Consider the following 21,096-nt stretch of genomic DNA (forward strand, 5'->3'; position numbering starts at 1 on the left):
TCATGGTAATACTCGTAATATGTCAGAAAACACCCCAGCAGCAGTTACATTATTTCCTGCGCCATATCCTCTTAGTACTAATGGAACGGGTTGATAATATTTGCTATAAAAAACTAATGCATTTTCTCCATTTTTAATGTCATATAATGGATCTCTTTTATCCACTTCATCTAATTTTACTTGGCATTGTCCTTCTTTATTAATTATGCCAATGTATCGAAGAGTTTTTCCTATTTTTTTAGTTTTTTTGATTCGATCAGAAAATATTTTGTCTAATACTGTAAGTTGTTCTATAAAGTTGTTAGTGTTCGAAATATAATTAAAATCTTTAGGTAGTATTGGCTCAATTAAGATGTCTTTTAGTTCTAATTTTAGGCCAATTTCTCGTGCTAGTATTAATAGCTTTCTTGCTACGTCGATTCCAGATAGATCATCTTTCGGATTAGGTTCAGTAAACCCTAATTGTTGTGCTTGTTTGATTGCCTTAGACAACGGAATATTTTCTTCTAATTTTCCAAAAATAAAAGATAATGAACCAGATAAAATACCTTTGAAATGTATTAATTTATCTCCAGCATTGAGCAAATTTTTTAAATTTTCTATTACAGGTAAACCAGCTCCAACATTTGTTTCGTATAAAAACTTTTTATTTGTATGTAAAGCAGCTAATCTAATTTCTTTGTAGTATTTTAAACTAGATGTATTTGCTTTTTTATTAGATGTAACGACATTGAACCCATTAGAAAGTAAAATAGGATACTGATTTGCTATATTGTTATCAGAAGTACAATCGACGACAACTGGATTAATTAAATTATTTGTTTTAGACAAGTTAATTAAACTGTTTATATCAAATAAGTCAGTAGCAATAGAAAAATTTTTATTCCAATCTTTTAAATTAATTCCGTTCGTGTTGATAAGAAATTTTTTTGAATTAGCTATTCCATATACTAGTATATCGATATGTTTTAGTTTTAATGAATTTTGTTGTGCGCCTAACTGATCTAGTAAAGCTTTTCCGACCCCTCCAATTCCAATTAAAAATAATTCGATTATACTGTTTTTATTAAATAACACACTATGAACTGCTTTAACTCCAGACATGATAGAATCATTTTTTATTACTATTGAAATAGAATTTTGTAAAGATCCTTGAGAAATAGCGAATATATTTATATTATTCCTAGCTAACGCTAAAAATATTTTAGAAAATACATTTTCTTCTTGATTTTTTATTCCTGATCCTATTACAGATAAAATAGCTAATTTTTCTATTATTTTTATTGGTTTTAATAGTTTATTTTTTAGTTCTAGTTGAAATTCATTTTCTAATATATTACGAGTTATTTTTACATAATTTTGAAGTATACAAAAATTGATATCAAATTCTGAAGAAGATTGGATGATTAATATCATCCAAATTCCTATAGAAGACATAGAAGACAAAATTCGAGATGATATTTTAGTCATATTATTCATTTTAGAACTTGAAATATTGAACATAGCTATGTCATTAAGATTAGCAACTCCTTTAATAAACATTGTATTTTCATTGGAATTTTGGCATATTATTGTCCCGATAGAATTTGGATTTATAGTATTTTTAATTAAGCATGGAATGTTAAATTGTGAAATAGGTAAAATTGTTTTTGGATGTAGTACTTTCGCTCCAAAATGAGAGAATTCTATAGCTTCTTGATATGACAGAAATTTTAATAGTTTAGCATCTTTTACTATTTTAGGATCGCATGTATATACTCCATCCACATCTGTCCAAATTTCGCAAATATTTCCTTTTAAACATACAGATAAAATCGCTGCAGAGTAGTCAGAACCGTTGCGCCCTAATACTACTAGTTCGTTATTTTTATTTCCAGCTATAAAACCAGCCATCAGTATAATATGATTTTTTGGAATATTTATTTCATTAATTCTTTTAGTAGATATTGGAATATCAATTATAGAATCTAGGTAGTTTTTACCTATTACTAAAAGATTTTTAACTGGATCAATAATAGTAACTTTATAATATTTAGATTGTAAAATACCATCCATAATAGTTACAGATAATAATTCTCCATAACAAATTATTTTAGCACGAATGTTATCAGGGCATTGGTTTAATAAATTTATTCCATGTATAATTTGTTTCAGCTTTTCAAATTTGTTATTGATTTTTTCTATTATTATTTTATATGGAAAATTTTTATTTTCATCATATATGTTAGAAACTATTTTAAAAAAAATATTTTTTATTAAGTTAACATCGGATAATATATTTTTTTTATTAATTGCTTTTTCAATTATGTCATTTAATAGGTTAGTAACATTTGCAGGTGCGGAGAGTATAACAGCTATTTGTTCTGATTTATAGTTTTTTTCAATTATGTTGGACACAAACAAAAACTTTGCTGCATTTTCAAGAGAAGTACCGCCAAATTTAAGAATTTTCATATTTAAAGTAATCCTGAAGTATTACATAAGAAAAGCCCACACTTGATAGAAGAGTAAGCTCTTTTTATTCACATATAGTTCAGTGTGAACTAATTTTAAATACACTATTGGAAATAAATATATTTTTTTGTGTATAATAATTATACATTTCAATTTTGTTGAACATATAAGTTTTGTATTAATTGCAAATTTTGTTTAAAATGAGTTAAATTAACGTTATTTTGCACATTATATTTGTTATATTATCATATCTATGTTTAAAATATTTTTTATTTAATCAAATATGTAAGACATTTAACACTATATATTTTATAAAATAAATATTTATTTTTAAAATACTTTTAATATTATATTTTATGGATTTTAATGTAAGTTTGATTATATTTGTTGTTTGTATTTAAGTGTTAATAGATTTATCATAACAATAAAAACTATTATACAATATGTAATTTTCAAATTATTATTTAGTTAAAATTGTTTTTTTAAACTTAAATAATAGATAAAACTAGTTTTTCAAAGTTATTACATCATTTTTATTTCTATAATCTATTTACATTGAATTAGTAATGCGTAATACAGAATTAGTTCTATGATTGTTTTGTAATATCTAAAATGTTATTTTAGAAATATACAAAAATTTAAAAAAATTTAAGTGAATATTTATTAAGGATATGTTAAAAATAATTGAGTAAAAATATTTCATATTTTATCGTTACTATTTTTAAATGATTGTGATTTAATATAAAATGTATTTTAAGTAAAATTAGAGTGAAACGGGTTAAATCCCGCTCACTATAAAACAACACATTGGATTAAGTTCAATAAATTATCCTAACATTTGTTTTTCTCTGATTTCTGCTAATGTTTTGCAATCTATACATAAATCAGCAGTAGGTCTTGCTTCTAGTCTACGTATTCCAATTTCTACTCCACATGAATCGCAATAACCAAAATCGTTTTCTTCAACTTTTTTTAAAGTTTTTTCTATTTTATCTATTAACTTTCTTTCTCTATCTCGATGACGTAATTCAAAACTAAATTCTTCTTCTTGTACAGCACGATCAATAGGATCTGGGAAGTTTGTAGCTTTTTCTTGTATATATAATTTGTTTTGGGGTATACCATTTTTCAATTGATTAGCCCAAGCGACGAGAATTTTTTTAAAATGATTAATTTGTTTTGTGTTCATATATCTTTCGTTTTTTGTATTTTCGTAAGGTTTTACTCCAGCCATGAATAGTATACTTAAAGAAGATTGTTTTTTATTTTTTTCTTTCTGCATAATATATTTTCCATAAATGCACTGTATTTAAAGGTAAATGTTGAAGTCATAATTTAATAATGAATATTACATGTGAAATATTTTAGAATAATTTATTCTGTTATATAATAATTATACTATTTTATAGTAAAGAATTAATTTTACATTTAAAATTTTATTTTTTAATGTTGTGATAATATCAAAATATAAATTTATTGCAAACTTTGTATCTTTTAAAAGTGATTATATTTTATATAGATAAAGTTATATTTCGAATATTAATTTAATCGTAATAATTAGGTTTAGTAATAATACTACGAAGACATAGTATTTTATATATTTTACATTTTAAGTTAGAGTAATTTTTTTAATGAACGAAAGAACAACCCAAAAAGTAAAAATTGCATTAGGTATAGAATATCAAGGTAGTAACTATCACGGATGGCAATATCAAAAATTAGCATCAAATATTCAAGAGAAAGTAGAAAGAGCATTGTCGATTATTGCAAATCATGTAGTAGAAGTGTATTGTGCAGGAAGAACTGACTCTGGAGTTCATAGTACTGGACAGGTAGTACATTTTTATACTTCTTCAATTAGAAACTATAGTTCTTGGACTGTTGGTGTAAATCATTATTTACCAAAAGATATTTCTATATTGTGGAAACAAGAAGTTCCAGAATGTTTTCATGCACGTCATAGTGCTATATCACGAAGATATCGTTACATTATTTACAATTATAAATGTAGATCATCTATTTTTTTTAAAGGATTATATAGTTTTTATAAAAAGTTAGATGTATTTAAAATGAATCGTGCTGCTCAGTATTTAGTAGGTGAACACGATTTTACTTCATTTCAAGCTATTAATTGTCAATCAATTACTCCTATTAGAAAAATTTTATTTTTGAAAGTATATAGTATACGTCGATTAGTCATTATAGATATTGTAGCAAGTTCGTTTTTATATCGTATGGTTCGTAATATAGTAGGGTGTTTAATTGAGATAGGTATATCTAAATATAGTGAATACTGGATCAAAGAACTGTTATCCTATAAGGATAGGAGATTAGCATCACCTACTGCTAAATCTGAAGGTTTATATTTAGTAGATGTAAAATATCCCAATATTTTTAATTTACCACATAGTCCTATTGGTCCGTTTTTTATATATAAATGATATAATATTGAATATATTAAGGTATATTGTTTTTTAAAAGAGTAAAATGCATCTATACGTGTATTAATTTTAACTATTTTCTATGTATACTTTATATTAAATAAAATACATTGTTTCGTTTAATATTTCAGAGATATTTGGTTTGTATATTATGTTATTTTATTAATTTTAATAACTTTATTACAATTTATTTTATATAATCATATTATACTAACAAGTATTTTGTGTTGTATGTAAAGGTCATAAATGATGTATAGCATTAATGTAAGATGTAATATGGCTCTTTTTGTAAAAATGTTTTTTTTTCTCTTTTTCTTAGTAATATTATATGGATGTTTTTTATATATTAAAATTAGTTTTTTTATAAATGGAAAAGTTTGGGACTTGCCTATATCAGTATATAGTCGAATAATCACTTTAGAACCCGGAAGCTGTTATTCTAAACGAGAAATGATTTCCATATTAAAAGGTATTAGATATAGACGTGTATCCATTTTAAAACAATCTGGAGAATTTCTTGTAAATAAAAAAACTATTGTATTGATAAGACGGGCTTTTAATTTTCCTGATGGAAGAGAAGAAAAAATTCATGTTAAATTATATTTTGACAATAATGTACTAATAAAAATTAAAAATTTGTCTAATAATCATAATTTCGGAGTATTTCGTTTAGATCCTCAATTAATTACCATGTTAGATCCTCCTAACGGAGAGCAAAGATTATTTTTATCTAGGAAATATTATCCTAAAATGTTAATTGATATATTATTAACTACAGAAGATCGATATTTTTATCGACATGATGGAATAAATATTTATTCTATTATTCGAGCTTTTTTGGTTAATATGGAATCTGGTGGAGCTATACAAGGTGGGAGTACTCTTACTCAACAGTTAGTAAAAAATCTGTTTTTAACTAATACTCGATCGTTATTGAGAAAGATTAACGAAATATATATGGCGTTAATTATGGATTGGAAATATAGTAAAGATCGAATCTTAGAATTATATTTGAATGAAGTATATTTAGGACAAGATGGTAATAAACAAATTCGTGGTTTTCCTCTAGCTAGTTTATATTATTTCGGTTGTCCTATAAATGAATTACGTCTCGATCAATATGCTGTATTAGTAGGTATGATGAAAGGAGCTTCTTTATATAATCCTTGGAAAAATCCTAAAATAGTATTTAATAGACGTAATGTAGTATTACATATGTTATTACAGCAAAATGTTATTAATAAAAATTTATATAGCTCTCTTATAGAAAAACCTGTAAAAATCCAACCTCGTGGAAAAATTATTTCACCTCAATCGTCGTTTATTCAAATTATTAAAAATGAACTAAAAGAAAAACTGGGTAATAAATTTAAATGCTTATCAGGAACAAAAATTTTTACTACACTAGATTTAGTATCGCAGACTTCTGCAGAACGTGCGGTAGAATATGTTATACCTTTGTTAAATAAGAAAGAAAATCTTAGCGATTTAGAGACAGCAATAGTTATTGTTGATAAGTTTAATGGAGAAATTCAAGGTGTATTAGGAAGTGCTCATTCTAAAATTTTAGGATATAATCGCGCTATTCAAGCGCGTCGCTCAATCGGATCATTATCTAAACCGATAACATATTTAACTGCTTTATCTAAACCAGATAAATTTAATTTAAATACCTGGATTTTAGATGAACCTATTTCTATAAAATTGCAAAATGGAACTTTGTGGAAGCCTAAAAATAATAATTTTAAATTTATGAGAAAAGTAATGTTAATCGATGCTCTAACATATTCAATTAATATTCCTACAGTTAATTTAGGTATGCAATTAGGATTAGATCAATTAGTAAAAACTTGGATTAGATTAGGTTTAAATTGTAATCAAGTTTTTGCAATACCAGCTATGTCTTTAGGATCAATTAATTTGACTCCTATAGAAGTAGCAAAAGTTTTTCAGGTTATAGCTAGTGGAGGTAATAGATCAAATTTATCTTCTATTCGATCGATAATATCAGAAAATGGAACTGTATTATATAATAGTTTTCCTCAATCTGAAAAAGTAGCATCGGCTCAATCGTCTTACTTAACATTATATGCTATGCAATCAGTAGTTAAAAATGGTACAGCTCAACAATTAGGATTGTTATTTAAAGATTATTTTTTAGCAGGAAAAACAGGAACGACAAATAATTTAGTGGACAGTTGGTTTATAGGAATTGATGGAAAACAAGTAGTAATAGTTTGGGTGGGAAGGGATAATAATAAATCTACTAATTTGTATGGATCTTCTGGTGCAATGCAGGTATATCGTCATTATTTAAAGTTTTATAAACCTAAACCATTGATTCTTGTTCCTCCTGCAGAAATAAATATATTACATGTTAATTTTAAGGGAGATATAGTGTGTGATATCAATGTTCGTGATAAATTCTATCGCGATTTACCAATATGGAATAAAAATGGATCTATTTCTTGTAATTAATAAAAATACTTTATATTTTATTAGTAATATTTTTTAATTATCTTTTTAACAGATAATATTAATTGATCGTGTGTAATTACATTAAATGATGTTAATTATTTTTATGCAGTAGCATATTTAATGATTAGCACAATTAAAGTTGTCTTGTTAAGTATTATTTAATGAAGTTTGGTAATGTGTTTGTAGCATATTTAAATTACTTTTTTAAATTTAAATAGAGCGTTAATTTATTAAATGAGTTTAATTGTTTCATAATAAATAGAAATAATTGTTTTGTAGTATTGTATTTCTACTTCTATATAATTTTAAATAAATTTTATATAAAATATAGTGTTTTAATATTCTATTAAAATATGAGTATAAAAATATGATAATTAAATTTTTTAGTAAATTATTTAGTAATCGTAATGATCGGATATTAGAACAAATTCGAAAAATAATAGTCAATATTAATAGATTAGAAAGTAAATTTGAAAAATTATCAGACAAAGAATTGAGAAATAAGACCAACTTTTTTCGAGCTTGTTTAAAAAGAGGTTGTGAATTAAATAGTTTGTTACCAGAATCGTTTGCAATAGTAAGAGAAGCTAGTAAAAGAGTATTTGGAATGCGCCATTTTGATGTTCAATTGCTAGGAGGTATTGTATTACATCATAGATGTGTAGCGGAAATGAGAACAGGTGAAGGAAAAACTTTAACTTCAACATTACCGGTATATTTGAACGCTTTAGAAGGAAAAGGTGTTCATGTTGTAACTATGAATGATTATCTTGCCGAAAGAGATGCTAAAAGTAATGAAGTCTTATTTAATTTTCTTGGTTTGACTGTTGGTGTGAATATTTCAGGCACTTCTCCGGAGTTAAAAAGAAAAGCTTATTTTTCTGACATAACATATGGTACTAATAATGAATATGGATTTGATTATTTAAAAGACAATATGGCGTTTTATAAGGAAGATAGAGTACAGAGAGGTTTAAATTTTGCATTAGTTGATGAAGTAGATTCGATTTTGATAGATGAATCACGTACACCATTAATAATTTCTGGGATTTCAGAAGATAGTTCAGAGTTATATTTTAAAATTAATAAACTTACTTCACAGTTAATATCTCAAGAGAAAGAAGATTCAGATACATTTGTTGGAATAGGTCACTTTTTAATTGATGAAAAAAATCGTCAAGTTAGTTTAACTGAGAGAGGATTAATAGCAATTGAAAAATGGTTAGTAAAAGAAAAATTAATAAAGAACGAAGAATCATTGTATTCACCTCAGAATATTATGTTAATGCATTGTGTTATATCATCTTTACGAGCTCATAATTTATTTTTCAAAAATGTAGATTATATTATTAAGAATAAAAATGTAGTCATCGTTGATGAGCATACTGGTCGAATTATGGAAGGAAAAAGATGGTCAGATGGTTTGCATCAAGCTATAGAAGCTAAAGAACAAGTACAAATAAAATGTGAAAGTCAAACATTAGCATCGATTACTTTCCAAAATTATTTTCGATTGTATGATAAATTATCGGGAATGACTGGAACTGCTGCTACAGAAGCTTTTGAATTGAGCGCTATTTATAACTTAGATACAATTGTTATACCGACTAATCGTCCTATGATACGTAATGATATGCCTGACTTAGTATATATGACAGAATCAGAAAAAATAGATGCAATTATCAAAGATATTCAAAATTGTCTTAAACGAAATCAACCAGTGTTAGTAGGAACAATATCTATTGAAAAATCCGAATTAATTTCTAATCGTTTAGTAAAATTAGGTATTAAACATAATGTTTTGAATGCAAATTTTCATTCTAGAGAAGCTGAAATTATTGCTCAAGCAGGAAAGTTAAGAGCAGTTACTATAGCTACTAATATGGCAGGGCGTGGAACGGATATAGTATTAGGAGGTAGTTTAGAATTTAATTTAATTCATGCAAAACAATTGAATATAAAAAAAATACAAGATCTTAAAAGTGAATGGAAGAAGAATCATGATCTTGTTTTGAAATCTGGTGGATTACACGTTATAGGTACAGAAAGACACGAATCAAGAAGAATTGATAATCAATTAAGGGGAAGATCAGGACGTCAAGGTGATATCGGGTCTTCTAGGTTTTATTTATCAATGGAAGATTCTTTAATGCGTATTTTTTCTTCTGATAGAATTATTGGAATTATGAAAGCTTTAGGAATGAAACAAGGTGAGGCTATTACTCACTCTTTTGTAACTAAAGCAATTTCTAATGCTCAAAGAAAAGTAGAAAATCGTAATTTTGACATTCGTAAGCAATTATTAGAATACGACGATGTTTCAAATGAACAACGTCGCGTCATTTATCATCAAAGGAACTATATAATTGATTCTGAAGATATTAGTCACATTATATATAAAATGTCTTGTGATGTATTCGTTAATGTTATTGACAAACATATAAAAAAAAATTCATTAAAGGAAACATGGAAAGTTTTTGAATTAGAGTTATGTTTATATAATGATTTCGGATTAGTATGTTCAATTATTAAATGGTTAGATAATGATAATACTTTGTATGAAAAAGAATTAACGAAAAAAATTTTACGATTTGCTAATACAAATTATATAAGAAAAAAGAACATTATTGGATTAGATAATATGAAACAGCTTGAAAAGTCAGTTATGATTGAAACTTTAGATGAATTTTGGAAAGAACATTTATCAAATATGGAGTATTTACGTCAAGGTATTCATTTAAGAGGATATGCACAGAAAAATCCTAAACAAGAATATAAAAGAGAGTCCTTTATTATGTTTTCAAATATGTTAAAACTACTAAAGTATGAAGTTATTTCTATTTTATTTAAAATTAATTTTTTTTCTAAAAAAAACTAAGACTAAGTGTGAATGTAAAAACATTTATATTTTTTTTAAGTATTTTATATTAATTATTTGTAAAGTAGTCTTAGTGTGAGTAGATCATTATATGCTTCATTTTAGATAGAAAGTTATTAATATATTAGTTATAAAAATAATTATAGATATTAAAATATGTTTAAGTACTGATAATTAGTTATGTAAATAGTATTATTGTATTATATAAATTTTTGATCTTTATTTTATTTAAGTTTTTTTATTTTTGAGACGAAACGATTTAGATAGTTTCATATAATATTTATTTAACATTGTGACATTTTTTTTTAAAAAACTTATATTTCTAGTGTTATTTATAATGTCATGAGCAATTAAAAGACGTTCTAATCGAGTAACTTGAGAAGAAATAATTAGTTTAGCTTGTATTGCGTTAATTTTATCTCTTTTTATAGTTCTTTCGACTTGCTTCTGTATGGGTATGTCGACTAATAATATTCTATTAGCATATTTATGTAGTTTCATTTCTATTAATAAAGGAACTACCCACAAACACCATGGGGATAGTACAGTGTTTAATTTTATTTTCATTTTATTTATTATTATGGGGTGTAATAGTTTTTCTAACCATAATTTTTCTGTCTTGTAAGAAAATATATAATTTCTTAGATATTTTCGATTTATTGATTGATCTGTATTTAAAAATTTTGTTCCAAATCTCTTTATAATCGTATTTATTATGATTTGGTCATATTTCAAGATGTTTCTTGTAATTACATCAGCATCAATAATTGTTATACCAATATTTTTAAATAAATTAGATATGGTAGTTTTACCGCTACCAATCCCTCCAATAAGAGCTACAATATAAGTCATAGAATGTAAGTGTAAAATTATATTTAATTAATTAAAAATTTTATAAATATATTGCATTATGTGATATTAAAATAAATTGTAAACTATTTTTTTAAAACAAGAAATATTATTTTATTTAACATTAGAGATTATTGATTTATGCGTATTGAAGAAGATGTTAAGTTAGGATTTAAAGATGTTCTTATTCGACCAAAGCGTTCTATATTAAAAAGTCGATCTCAAGTTGATCTCACTCGTAATTTTTCTTTTAGAAATTCTGGTAGAGTATGGACAGGTATTCCTCTTATTGCTGCTAATATGGATACCATAGGTACTTTTAGAATGGTTCAAGTTTTATCATCGTTTCATGTATTGACAGCTGTGCATAAATATTATTCATATACGTATTGGAAAGATTTTGTCCACAGTGTTCCTGATACTGTATTAGATTACGTTATTGTTTCTACTGGAATGTTAGAAGAAGATTTGACAAAATTAAAAAAAATTTTTTCTCTATCTTCTAAATTACAATATATTTGTATAGATGTAGCTAATGGCTATACTGAACAATTTGTTTCTTTTTTGAAAAGAATACGAGATAGTTTTCCAGAAAAAATTATTTGTGCAGGTAATGTAGTTACTGGAGAAATGGTAGAAGAATTAATTTTGTCTGGTGCTGACATAGTAAAAGTAGGTATAGGTCCTGGATCTGTATGCACTACACGTATTAAAACAGCTATAGGTTATCCGCAATTATCTGCTGTTATTGAATGTTCGGATGCAGCTCATGGATTAGGAGGACAAATTATAAGTGATGGAGGCTGTATTGTTTCAGGAGATATAGCAAAAGCATTTGGAGGTGGAGCAGATTTTGTTATGTTGGGTGGAATGTTAGCTGGACACCATGAATGCGAAGGATTAATTTTTGAAGAAAATAAAAAAAAATATATGATGTTTTATGGTATGAGCTCTAAATCTGCAATGGATCGATATGTTGGAGGCGTAGCTGGATATAAAGCTGTCGAAGGTAAATCAGTAAAATTATTATTTCGTGGTTCAGTTGATAAAACTATGCGTGATATTTTAGGAGGTCTTCGTTCGACATGTACCTATGTAGGTGCATCAAGTTTAAAAGAACTAACAAAACGTACGACATTTATTAAAGTTTCTGAACAAGAAAATAAGACCTTTAATAATCAAGAAGCGTAGTATGTATTATTTTAATGAAGATATGAGAATGTTAGATGATCTATATGTATAAAACTGTTTTGAAATGTATTTATTGTTAATATTTAATTTATGTTTTCTTTGAAAATAATATTTAACATACTGTATTTATAGTATTTATATTATTCAGTAAATTTATATTTTAGCTAATAATATGTTAAATCAATTAATAATAATTCTAAAATTAATGTTGGGTTATAATTTTACTATCGTAATACAACATTATTAATACAATGTTAACATTCAATTTTGCAATAATTAAGTTTTTATAACGTATATATTGTTACTATTTTAAAATAGTCAATAAAATAATGTATCTTTAATATTTTATTTGGTTTTATAAAGCTATATTAGTTTAATAGACGAGTGTTAAATTAACTTATATTAATAAAGTTATTAACGCGTTAATTATGTAAAATTACTTATTGTTTTAGTTTTTATTTTATAATTTTTTGAAATGTATTGATATTATATTTTTAATACCGTTATAAAATAAATTAGTAAATTAACTGATTTTTATAATTTATGAAGGATTTATATATGACAGAGTTTTTACTTAATGATATTGATCCTATTGAGACAGATGATTGGATAAAGGGAATTGAATCAGTGATTCGCGAAGAAGGTATCGAACGAGCAAAATTTATTACCTATTCTATCATTAAGAGATTAAAAAAAGAAAATATAAAGTTTTTAGAAAAAAAAATAGTTAGTGATTACGTTAATACTATATCTGTCTTAGAAGAGTCTGCATATCCAGGTGATTTATCTTTAGAATATAAGATATGTTCTATAATAAGATGGAATGCAATTATGATTGTACTTCGTGCATCTAGAAAGAATTTAGATTTAGGTGGTCATTTATCTTCTTTTCAATCAGCAGCTGCAATTTATGAAGTTTGCTTTAATCATTTTTTTCGTGCATATAATAAAAAAGATGGTGGCGATTTAGTATATTTTCAAGGACATATATCTCCAGGAATTTATGCTCGTGCATTTGTTGAGGGGAGATTAAGTCAAGAACAATTAGATAACTTTAGACAAGAAGTATATGGAAATGGCCTGCCTTCTTATCCGCATCCAAAATGTATGCCTAATTTTTGGCAGTTTCCTACAGTATCTATGGGATTAGGTCCGTTATGCGCTATTTATCAAGCTAAGTTTTTAAAATATTTGCAAAATAGAAATTTAAAAAATACATCTAGTCAAAAAGTATATGCTTTTTTAGGAGATGGAGAAATGGATGAACCAGAATCTAAAGGAGCCATTTCCATTGCTTTTCGTGAAAAGTTAGATAACTTAATTTTTATTGTAAATTGTAACTTGCAGCGACTAGATGGTCCTGTTATGGGAAATGGGAAAATTATAGATGAATTAGAAAGTGTTTTTAAAGGAGCAGGTTGGGAGGTTATTAAGGTTGTATGGGGAAGTAAATGGGATAAATTATTAGAAAAAGATATAACTGGACGATTAGTTAAACTAATGAATGAAACTGTAGATGGCGATTATCAAACATTTAAATCTAAAAATGGAGCTTATATAAGAAAGTATTTTTTTGGAAAGTATAAAGAAACAACGGATTTAGTAAAAAATATGACAGATGAACAAATTTGGAATTTGAATAGGGGTGGACACGATTTTAAAAAGATTTATGCTGCTTTGAGAAGAGCTAATTCTATTTTAGATAAGCCTGTAATAATATTGATGCATACAATAAAAGGTCACGGATTAGGTAACATTGCTGAAGGAAAAAATATTGCTCATCAACTAAAAAAAATTAACATACAAGGAATACGCGATATTCGTGACAGATTTAATATTCCAATAAAAGACGAAGAAATCGATTCTTTACCTTATGTTTCTTTTAAAATTAATAGTCGAGAGTATAAATATCTTCATCATAAAAGAAAAAGTTTAGGAGGATATCTTCCTTTTCGTCTTTCTCATTTTACTGAAAAGCTTAAACTTCCGAAATTAAATGATTTCAAAATACTTCTAATAGAACAAAAAAAAGAAATGTCTACGACTATAGCTTTTGTACGTATATTAAATATTATTTTAAGAGATACTTATATCAAAGAAAGAATAGTTCCTATTGTTGCAGATGAAGCACGTACATTTGGAATGGAAGGATTATTTCGAAAAATAGGAATTTATAGTGTTAACGGACAGAAATATACTCCTCAAGATCAAGAACAACTTGCATATTACAAAGAAGATAAAAATGGTCAAATTTTACAAGAAGGAATCAGTGAACTTGGAGCTTTTGCATCTTGGTTAGCTGCGGCTACTTCGTATAGTACTAATAATTTTCCTATGATTCCTTTTTATATTTATTACTCTATATTTGGATTTCAAAGAATAGGCGATATATGCTGGGCAGCAGGTGATCAGCAAGCTAGAGGTTTTTTAATAGGAGGGACTTCTGGGAAAACAACATTAAATGGAGAAGGATTACAGCACGGGGATGGTCATAGTCATATTCAAGCGTTAACTATTCCAAATTGTATATCGTATAATCCCGCGTATTCATATGAACTCGCAGTTATTATTCATCATGGATTAAACAGAATGTACGGTGAAGTCCAGGAAAATATTTATTATTATATTACTACCTATAATGAAAATTATATAATGCCTTCTATACCTATTGGATCAGAAGAAGGTATTCGTAAAGGTATATATAAATTAAAAAATGTTGGTAAAACAGAAGTAAAAATTCAATTATTAGGATCTGGTTCCATTTTACAATGTGTTTTCCGAGCTGCCTCGATATTATTAAACAAATATAATATTAGTTCAGATATTTATAGCGTAACGTCTTTTACAGAATTAGCTAGAAATGGACAAGATTGCGAACGATGGAATTTATTACATCCAACTAGTAAGGATAAAAAAATTCCTTATATTTCTACGATAATGAATAATTCTCCAGCTATTGCTGTAACTGATTATATGAAATTGTTTGCTGAACAGGTTAGAGCTTATATACCTTCAATAAGTTACCGTGTATTAGGAACAGATGGATTTGGACGTTCTGATAGTAGAAAGAATTTAAGAAATTATTTTGAGATTAATGAATTTTATATAGTTATTTCAGCTCTAGTAGAATTATCTAAATTTAATAATTTTGACAAAACTATCATTACTGATGCAATGGATCAATTTGATATTGACATTAGTAAAATTAATCCGAGATTAGCATAGGAGATAAAATGGATATTGAAGTTAAAATGCCTGATATTGGTGCAGATGCAGTCGAAATTATTGAGATCTTAGTGAAAATAGGAGATACAGTACAAAAAGATGAATCTTTAGTAACTGTTGAAGGACAAAAAATATCGATGGAAATACCGTCTACGAGTTCTGGTATTGTAAAATCTGTTTTAGTAAAAGTTGGGCAACAAGTAAATACTGGTTCATTAATTGTTTTACTTGAATCATTAGAAAATGATGAATTAGATCTCAGTCAATATGGGTCTTCAGATAAAGTAGAGTTTGTAAAAGAAAAATTAATTCATGCTACTCCTATTATTCGAAGATTAGCTAGAAAATTAAATATTAATTTAAGTAAAGTAACAGGTAGTGGGAGAAAAGGTCGAATTATTAAAGAAGATATTATGCCATATTTACAGAAGAAACATGTTAAAGAAGAAAATGATAGTATTAACGATCTAAGCACAGATGATTCTATTTTAAGTGATTCTAATAAATCTAAAGATATTAATGAGTTATATTTGACTAACGTACAACAAGTTTCCGGTCAACATTTATTTCAAAGCTGGTCTACTGTTCCTCATGTAACGCAGTTTGATGAGTCAGATATTACAGAATTAGATAAATTTCGAAGAGAATATAATTCTAAATTAAATACTCAAAATGTTCATTTAAAGCTAACTATATTAGTTTTTGCAATAAAAGTTGTGGCTAAATCATTAAAAGTGTTTCCGAAATTTAATAGTATTTTGTGTACTGATACTAAAAAAAAGTTGATACTAAACAAGTATATTAATATAGGAATTGCGGTAGATACTAAACAAGGATTATTAGTTCCTGTAATTAATAATGTTAATAAAAAAAAGATAGTAGATTTATCTATAGAATTACGGTCATTATCAAATAAAGCTAAATTAGGTACGTTAAATATATCGAATATGACAGGTGGAAGTTTTACAATTTCTAATTTAGGTGGAATTGGTGGAACAGGGTTTACTCCAATTATAAATTATCCAGAAGTAGCTATTCTTGGTATGTCTAAAGCTATGATAAAACCATGTTGGAATGGGAAAGAGTTTATACCTCGTCTAGTGTTACCTTTATCATTATCTTATGATCATCGTGTTATTGATGGAGTAGAAGCTGTTAGATTTATTTCTTTTATTAGTAAATTATTATCGGATATCAGATTATTAATGATTTAAATCTCGTTTTATAAAATGGTATTTCACATTGGTTATGCAAAATTTGATATTTAGTGGCTTTATTAATTACGGTAAATTCGAAATATTTTATTATAGTTAAGTTATATACTATAATTTTATGAAATAGGTAAAAATATGTCATGTAAAACGATACACACTCAAGTAGTTGTTGTTGGATCTGGACCTTCAGGATATTCATCTGCGTTTCGATGTGCGGATTTAGGATTAGATACTATTTTAGTAGAAAAGTATAGTTGTTTAGGTGGAGTATGTCTTAACGTTGGTTGTATTCCATCCAAATCTTTATTACATATAGCTAAAGTTATAAGAGAAGCAAAAAGTTTAGCTGACGTTGGTGTAGAATTTTTAAATCCTGTTATTGATATACATAAAATATGTACGTGGAAAAATAAAGTTATTAATAATTTTAATTTTGGCATAAAAAAAATGGCTGATAAACGCAATATAAACGTTATTTTTGGATCTGCTAAATTTTTAAATCGAAATAGTATTTTCATTAAGGGTAAAACAGAAGATATTATTATTGCTTTTGACAATATAGTTTTGGCAGTAGGTTCTTCACCTAGAAAATTATCATATGTTCCTTCAAATGATTCTAGAATATGGGATTCTACTTCTGCATTATCTATTCCTATTATACCGAAAAATCTATTAATTATCGGGTCAGGAATTATCGGTTTAGAAATAGCTACTATTTATAGTTCGTTAGGTTCGAAAGTAGATGTCGTAGATAGTTCTAGCAATTTATTATCTCACTTAGATCGAGATATAGTAAAAATGTTTTATAATGCAGTTAGTCGTGATTTTAACATTTTTTTAAACTCTGAAATTAGCAAAATTATATCGAATAAACAAGGTCTCTTAGTTTCAAGAAGTATAGATAATAATAATGATATTCAAGAAACTAAGTTATATGACGCTATCTTAGTATCAGTAGGAAGAGTACCTAATTTAACTTCGTTAGGTATTGATAAAATAGGTTTGCATGTGAATAATCATGGATTTATTGAAGTAAATGATAAATTATGTACAAATATATCTAATATATATGCTATTGGTGATATTGTTGGCCAACCAATGTTGGCACATAAAGGAATTCATCAAGGACATATAGTAGCTGAAATCATTTCAGGTAAAAATCATTATTTTGATCCTTATGTCATTCCGTGTGTACTTTATACTGATCCAGAAGTGGCTTGGGTAGGAGTTACAGAAAAAACGGCTATTGAAAATAATATAGAATATGAAAGTGTAGTTTTTCCATGGAGTGCTTTGGGACGAGCTGTTGCTTCTAATTATTCTAATGGAATGACAAAATTAATTTTTGATGTAAAAACAAGAAAAGTTATAGGTGGATCTGTAGTGGGTAGTAATGCTGGTGAACTATTAGGAGAAATTGGGTTAGCTATTGAAATGGGTTGTGATGTAGAAGATATTGCGTTAACTATACATGCACATCCCACTTTATATGAATCTATAAATTTATCAGCACAAATGTTTCAAGGCACGATTACTGATTTGATCAATGTAAAGGTAAAATAATATTAACTTTGAAACTAATAATAAAAATTGTTAAATTTTAAAAATAAAATATTATTTTGTATAATATTTACTGAAAATGAGGATATAAATAGGCATATATTTATATTTTATTTTTTTAGAACTATTTATATATTAACGTCATTTAATTTTAATGTAGTTATTCTTAATTTCTACAAAAAGAATTTAAATTTATTTATAATTAACATTATAGTATTTAAAATAGTTCAAATAATACGCTAATTTTATTTAAATAATTTAAGAAATAACTTGTTTTATTAGTTTCATATTTAAATATTATTTAAAATAATTTTGATGTATTTTAGGTATGTTTCTTGTATACAAATTGTATAATAAATCTCGAATAATTTTTGAAAATTGTTTTGATGCTAAGGTGACAAACTGTTCAAACTTTGATACAGCGTAATTGTCTGAACTGTCAGATATGGATTTAATAATTAAAAAAGGTTTCTTAAATTGGTAGCATACTTGAGCAATTGCTGTTGATTCCATATCTACAGCGATTGCTGTAGGAAAATTTTTTTTTAAAATCTTTCGAGATTCTATTTTACTAATAAATGAATCTCCACTTATTATAAGATCTGTTTTATATTTAATTTTAGATTTTATTATACATGTTTCAGCTAATCTCATCATAAAATTATTTACTAAAAATAATTTAGGAAAATTTTGTATTTGCCCTAAACTATAACCAAATACTGTAAGATCTACGTCGTGATAGCATGTGCTGTTAGGAAGAACTATATTTCCTGGTATTAATTCCATATTTAAACTCCCGGCAGTGCCGATATTAATTATTAAATCTAATTTACACAAATTTAATAATATAGTACACGCTACGCTAGAAGCTACTTTCCCAATTCCTGATTTAATTAGTATGATATTTATATTGTATAATTTTCCTATATATAATGTTTTATTATATACCTTGGTTCGTTTTAAAGGTTGGATGTAATTTCGTAAAGATGCAATTTCTTTATCTAAAGCACCGATAATTCCAATTGTGACGTTTTTTTTAAGTAGTATATTTTTCATATTAAAAGGTATTTAATGAGTTATTGTTATTTGTTAAGTACTAAATGAAGCTCCGCAACTGCAAGTAGTTTTCGCTTTCGGATTAAATATAGTGAACTTTGATCCGTTTAAATTTTCTTGATAATCTATTTTCCCGCCTGATAAATATTGCAAACTAATAGGATCAACCACAAGAGATACTCCAAATTGAGTGATAATTATGTCATCGTGATATTTTTGTGTATCGAACTTAAAATTATATTGAAAACCGCTGCATCCTCCCCCAGTAATGTAAATTCTGAGTTTAAGATGAGATATATTTTTTTCTTTAGTAATAAGATGAATCTTTTTGATAGCTGAATCAGAGAAAGATAAAGGTAATTTTTTTTTGTATATCATAAAGTGTACTCCAATTTGAAATATTGTGCGTTTTAATTGTATTTTGAACTAATTTTTGATATTTAAAAACAAATAGCATTTATTTTGTATGTAATATAGACTATTTAAATTATGTATAAGTATTCTTAAATACGTTTCTGTTGATCTAATTTATTTTCTTGTTATATCATAGTTTAAAAAACAAAGATTTTTATTTAGATCTTTTTCTTAAAAAAGCAGGAATATCTAAGTAATTAATATCGTTCTTATTCAATAATGTTTTATTTTTTTTGTTTTGTTTATTTATATTTTGGATATTATCATGTGTATTTTGAAGTTTATGTTCCATCATCTTGAAGTTGAATAGTTCTTTACGTGAGTATGTATTTTGTGAAAAATTTAGGTCTGTAGACGCTTTTTCTGTTCTAATTCCTGTTGCTACTACTGTTACACGGATAGTATCGTTCATTTCTGTGTCTAAAGATGTTCCAATTACTACAGTAGTATTATCTGAAGAAAAAGATCGGATAATATTACCTACAGTTTCGAATTCGTCTAATTTCATATTGAGACCGGAAGCAATGTTTATTAATATTCCTTGTGCACCAGATAAATTAATATCTTCCAGAAGTGGACTAGATATAGCAATTTCAGCTGCTTCTTTTGCTCTATTTTCGCCAGAAGAAATTCCGGTACCCATCATAGCATATCCCATTTCAGACATTACAGTACGTATATCAGCAAAATCTACGTTAATTAAACCAGGTTTAGTTATAAGTTCTGCTATTCCTTGTACTGCCCCTTTTAAAATATCATTAGCTGAGCTAAAAGCATCTAGCAAAGATATACCTTTATTTAGTACTGTTAATAATTTGTCGTTTGGAATAATAATGAGTGAATCCACGAATTTTGATAGTTCTATTATACCTTGTTCTGCATAAGTTGTTCTTTTTTTACCTTCAAAATTAAAAGGTTTAGTTACTACAGCCACTGTTAGAATTCCTAATTCTTTGGTAATTTCTGCAATTACCGGAGCTGCACCTGTACCGGTTCCCCCCCCCATACCAGATGCTATAAAAACCATATCTGAACCTTCTAAGATTGATTTTAAGTTGTCTCTGTCTTCTTCAGCTGCATTTCGACCAATTTTTGGATCAGCTCCAGCTCCTAACCCTTTTGTAATATGACTTCCAATTTGTATTGTTTTTCCAACTTCTATTTTTCGTAATGCTTGCGTATCTGTATTAATAGCAAAAAATTCTACTCCTTCAATGTGTTCTCGAACCATATGTTCTACTGCATTACCTCCACCTCCTCCTACTCCAACTACTTTGATGATTGCATCATTATTTTTTTCTACAGGTTCAAACATATATTTATGTCCATTGTTTTT

The 21,096-nt window shown here is 26.6% G+C and carries 13 protein-coding genes; 7 read left to right on the forward strand and 6 right to left on the reverse strand.

Annotated features, from left to right (window positions below):
* Nucleotides 1–2,454 (reverse strand): bifunctional aspartate kinase/homoserine dehydrogenase I, encoded by a 2,454-nt coding sequence (gene thrA, locus D9V73_RS00925; protein ID WP_158336418.1) that lies wholly within the window; start codon nucleotides 2,452–2,454, stop codon nucleotides 1–3.
* 826 nt (nucleotides 2,455–3,280) lie between these two features.
* Entirely contained in the window at nucleotides 3,281–3,736 is a 456-nt protein-coding gene (dksA, locus tag D9V73_RS00930) for an RNA polymerase-binding protein DksA (RefSeq protein ID WP_158336419.1), read from the reverse strand.
* Nucleotides 3,737–4,085: 349 nt separating this feature from the next.
* On the opposite strand from dksA, the gene truA reads away from it, so the two are divergent.
* From truA to secA, 3 genes are all read left to right on the forward strand, one after another.
* Nucleotides 4,086–4,895 (forward strand): tRNA pseudouridine(38-40) synthase TruA, encoded by an 810-nt coding sequence (truA, locus tag D9V73_RS00935; RefSeq protein ID WP_158336420.1) that lies wholly within the window; start codon nucleotides 4,086–4,088, stop codon nucleotides 4,893–4,895.
* 249 nt (nucleotides 4,896–5,144) lie between these two features.
* Nucleotides 5,145–7,373 (forward strand): bifunctional glycosyl transferase/transpeptidase, encoded by a 2,229-nt coding sequence (gene mrcB, locus D9V73_RS00940; protein ID WP_158336421.1) that lies wholly within the window; start codon nucleotides 5,145–5,147, stop codon nucleotides 7,371–7,373.
* Between the two features lie 367 nt (nucleotides 7,374–7,740).
* Entirely contained in the window at nucleotides 7,741–10,251 is a 2,511-nt protein-coding gene (gene secA / locus D9V73_RS00945; protein ID WP_158336422.1) for a preprotein translocase subunit SecA, read from the forward strand.
* A 228-nt stretch (nucleotides 10,252–10,479) separates the two neighbouring features.
* On the opposite strand, the gene coaE is transcribed toward secA, so the two are convergent.
* On the reverse strand, nucleotides 10,480–11,103 hold the full coding sequence (coaE, locus tag D9V73_RS00950; RefSeq protein ID WP_158336423.1) for a dephospho-CoA kinase: 624 nt from the start codon (nucleotides 11,101–11,103) through the stop codon (nucleotides 10,480–10,482).
* A 138-nt stretch (nucleotides 11,104–11,241) separates the two neighbouring features.
* Here coaE and D9V73_RS00955 point away from each other — a divergent pair, with 138 nt between their 5' ends.
* The 4 genes from D9V73_RS00955 (at nucleotide 11,242) to lpdA (ending at nucleotide 18,293) form a co-directional block, all read left to right on the forward strand.
* Nucleotides 11,242–12,291 (forward strand): GMP reductase, encoded by a 1,050-nt coding sequence (locus D9V73_RS00955; RefSeq protein WP_158336424.1) that lies wholly within the window; start codon nucleotides 11,242–11,244, stop codon nucleotides 12,289–12,291.
* A 558-nt stretch (nucleotides 12,292–12,849) separates the two neighbouring features.
* Nucleotides 12,850–15,516, forward strand: a complete 2,667-nt coding sequence (gene aceE / locus D9V73_RS00960; RefSeq protein WP_158336425.1) for a pyruvate dehydrogenase (acetyl-transferring), homodimeric type — start codon at nucleotides 12,850–12,852, stop codon at nucleotides 15,514–15,516.
* 8 nt (nucleotides 15,517–15,524) lie between these two features.
* Nucleotides 15,525–16,730: a 2-oxo acid dehydrogenase subunit E2 gene (locus tag D9V73_RS00965; protein ID WP_158336426.1), complete on the forward strand. Its 1,206-nt coding sequence runs from the start codon at nucleotides 15,525–15,527 to the stop codon at nucleotides 16,728–16,730.
* Between the two features lie 135 nt (nucleotides 16,731–16,865).
* Entirely contained in the window at nucleotides 16,866–18,293 is a 1,428-nt protein-coding gene (lpdA, locus tag D9V73_RS00970; protein WP_158336427.1) for a dihydrolipoyl dehydrogenase, read from the forward strand.
* Nucleotides 18,294–18,587: 294 nt separating this feature from the next.
* Here the strand turns inward: lpdA and D9V73_RS00975 are convergent, their stop codons facing one another.
* The 3 genes from D9V73_RS00975 to ftsZ form a co-directional block, all read right to left on the reverse strand.
* Nucleotides 18,588–19,346 carry a 5'-methylthioadenosine/adenosylhomocysteine nucleosidase gene (locus tag D9V73_RS00975; RefSeq protein ID WP_158336428.1) on the reverse strand — a complete coding sequence of 253 codons (759 nt, stop codon included), beginning with the start codon at nucleotides 19,344–19,346 and terminating at the stop codon, nucleotides 18,588–18,590.
* 33 nt (nucleotides 19,347–19,379) lie between these two features.
* Entirely contained in the window at nucleotides 19,380–19,724 is a 345-nt protein-coding gene (gene erpA, locus D9V73_RS00980; RefSeq protein ID WP_158336429.1) for an iron-sulfur cluster insertion protein ErpA, read from the reverse strand.
* Nucleotides 19,725–19,914: 190 nt separating this feature from the next.
* Nucleotides 19,915–21,075 carry a cell division protein FtsZ gene (gene ftsZ / locus D9V73_RS00985; protein ID WP_158336430.1) on the reverse strand — a complete coding sequence of 387 codons (1,161 nt, stop codon included), beginning with the start codon at nucleotides 21,073–21,075 and terminating at the stop codon, nucleotides 19,915–19,917.
* Nucleotides 21,076–21,096: the final 21 nt, after the last annotated feature.

It is taken from the genome of Buchnera aphidicola (Melaphis rhois) (assembly GCF_005080745.1).
Taxonomy (GTDB): domain Bacteria; phylum Pseudomonadota; class Gammaproteobacteria; order Enterobacterales; family Enterobacteriaceae; genus Buchnera_B; species Buchnera_B aphidicola_AT.

What these genes read in the sequence shown, in the direction of transcription:
- D9V73_RS00955 (WP_158336424.1), top strand. Translation starts at nt 11,242, where the DNA reads ATGCGTATTGAAGAAGATGTTAAGTTAGGATTTAAAGATGTTCTTATT.
- dksA (WP_158336419.1), bottom strand. Translation starts at nt 3,736, where the DNA reads ATGCAGAAAGAAAAAAATAAAAAACAATCTTCTTTAAGTATACTATTC.
- truA (WP_158336420.1), top strand. Translation starts at nt 4,086, where the DNA reads ATGAACGAAAGAACAACCCAAAAAGTAAAAATTGCATTAGGTATAGAA.
- mrcB (WP_158336421.1), top strand. Translation starts at nt 5,145, where the DNA reads ATGTATAGCATTAATGTAAGATGTAATATGGCTCTTTTTGTAAAAATG.
- ftsZ (WP_158336430.1), bottom strand. Translation starts at nt 21,075, where the DNA reads ATGTTTGAACCTGTAGAAAAAAATAATGATGCAATCATCAAAGTAGTT.
- thrA (WP_158336418.1), bottom strand. Translation starts at nt 2,454, where the DNA reads ATGAAAATTCTTAAATTTGGCGGTACTTCTCTTGAAAATGCAGCAAAG.
- aceE (WP_158336425.1), top strand. Translation starts at nt 12,850, where the DNA reads ATGACAGAGTTTTTACTTAATGATATTGATCCTATTGAGACAGATGAT.
- secA (WP_158336422.1), top strand. Translation starts at nt 7,741, where the DNA reads ATGATAATTAAATTTTTTAGTAAATTATTTAGTAATCGTAATGATCGG.
- erpA (WP_158336429.1), bottom strand. Translation starts at nt 19,724, where the DNA reads ATGATATACAAAAAAAAATTACCTTTATCTTTCTCTGATTCAGCTATC.
- coaE (WP_158336423.1), bottom strand. Translation starts at nt 11,103, where the DNA reads ATGACTTATATTGTAGCTCTTATTGGAGGGATTGGTAGCGGTAAAACT.
- D9V73_RS00965 (WP_158336426.1), top strand. Translation starts at nt 15,525, where the DNA reads ATGGATATTGAAGTTAAAATGCCTGATATTGGTGCAGATGCAGTCGAA.
- D9V73_RS00975 (WP_158336428.1), bottom strand. Translation starts at nt 19,346, where the DNA reads ATGAAAAATATACTACTTAAAAAAAACGTCACAATTGGAATTATCGGT.
- lpdA (WP_158336427.1), top strand. Translation starts at nt 16,866, where the DNA reads ATGTCATGTAAAACGATACACACTCAAGTAGTTGTTGTTGGATCTGGA.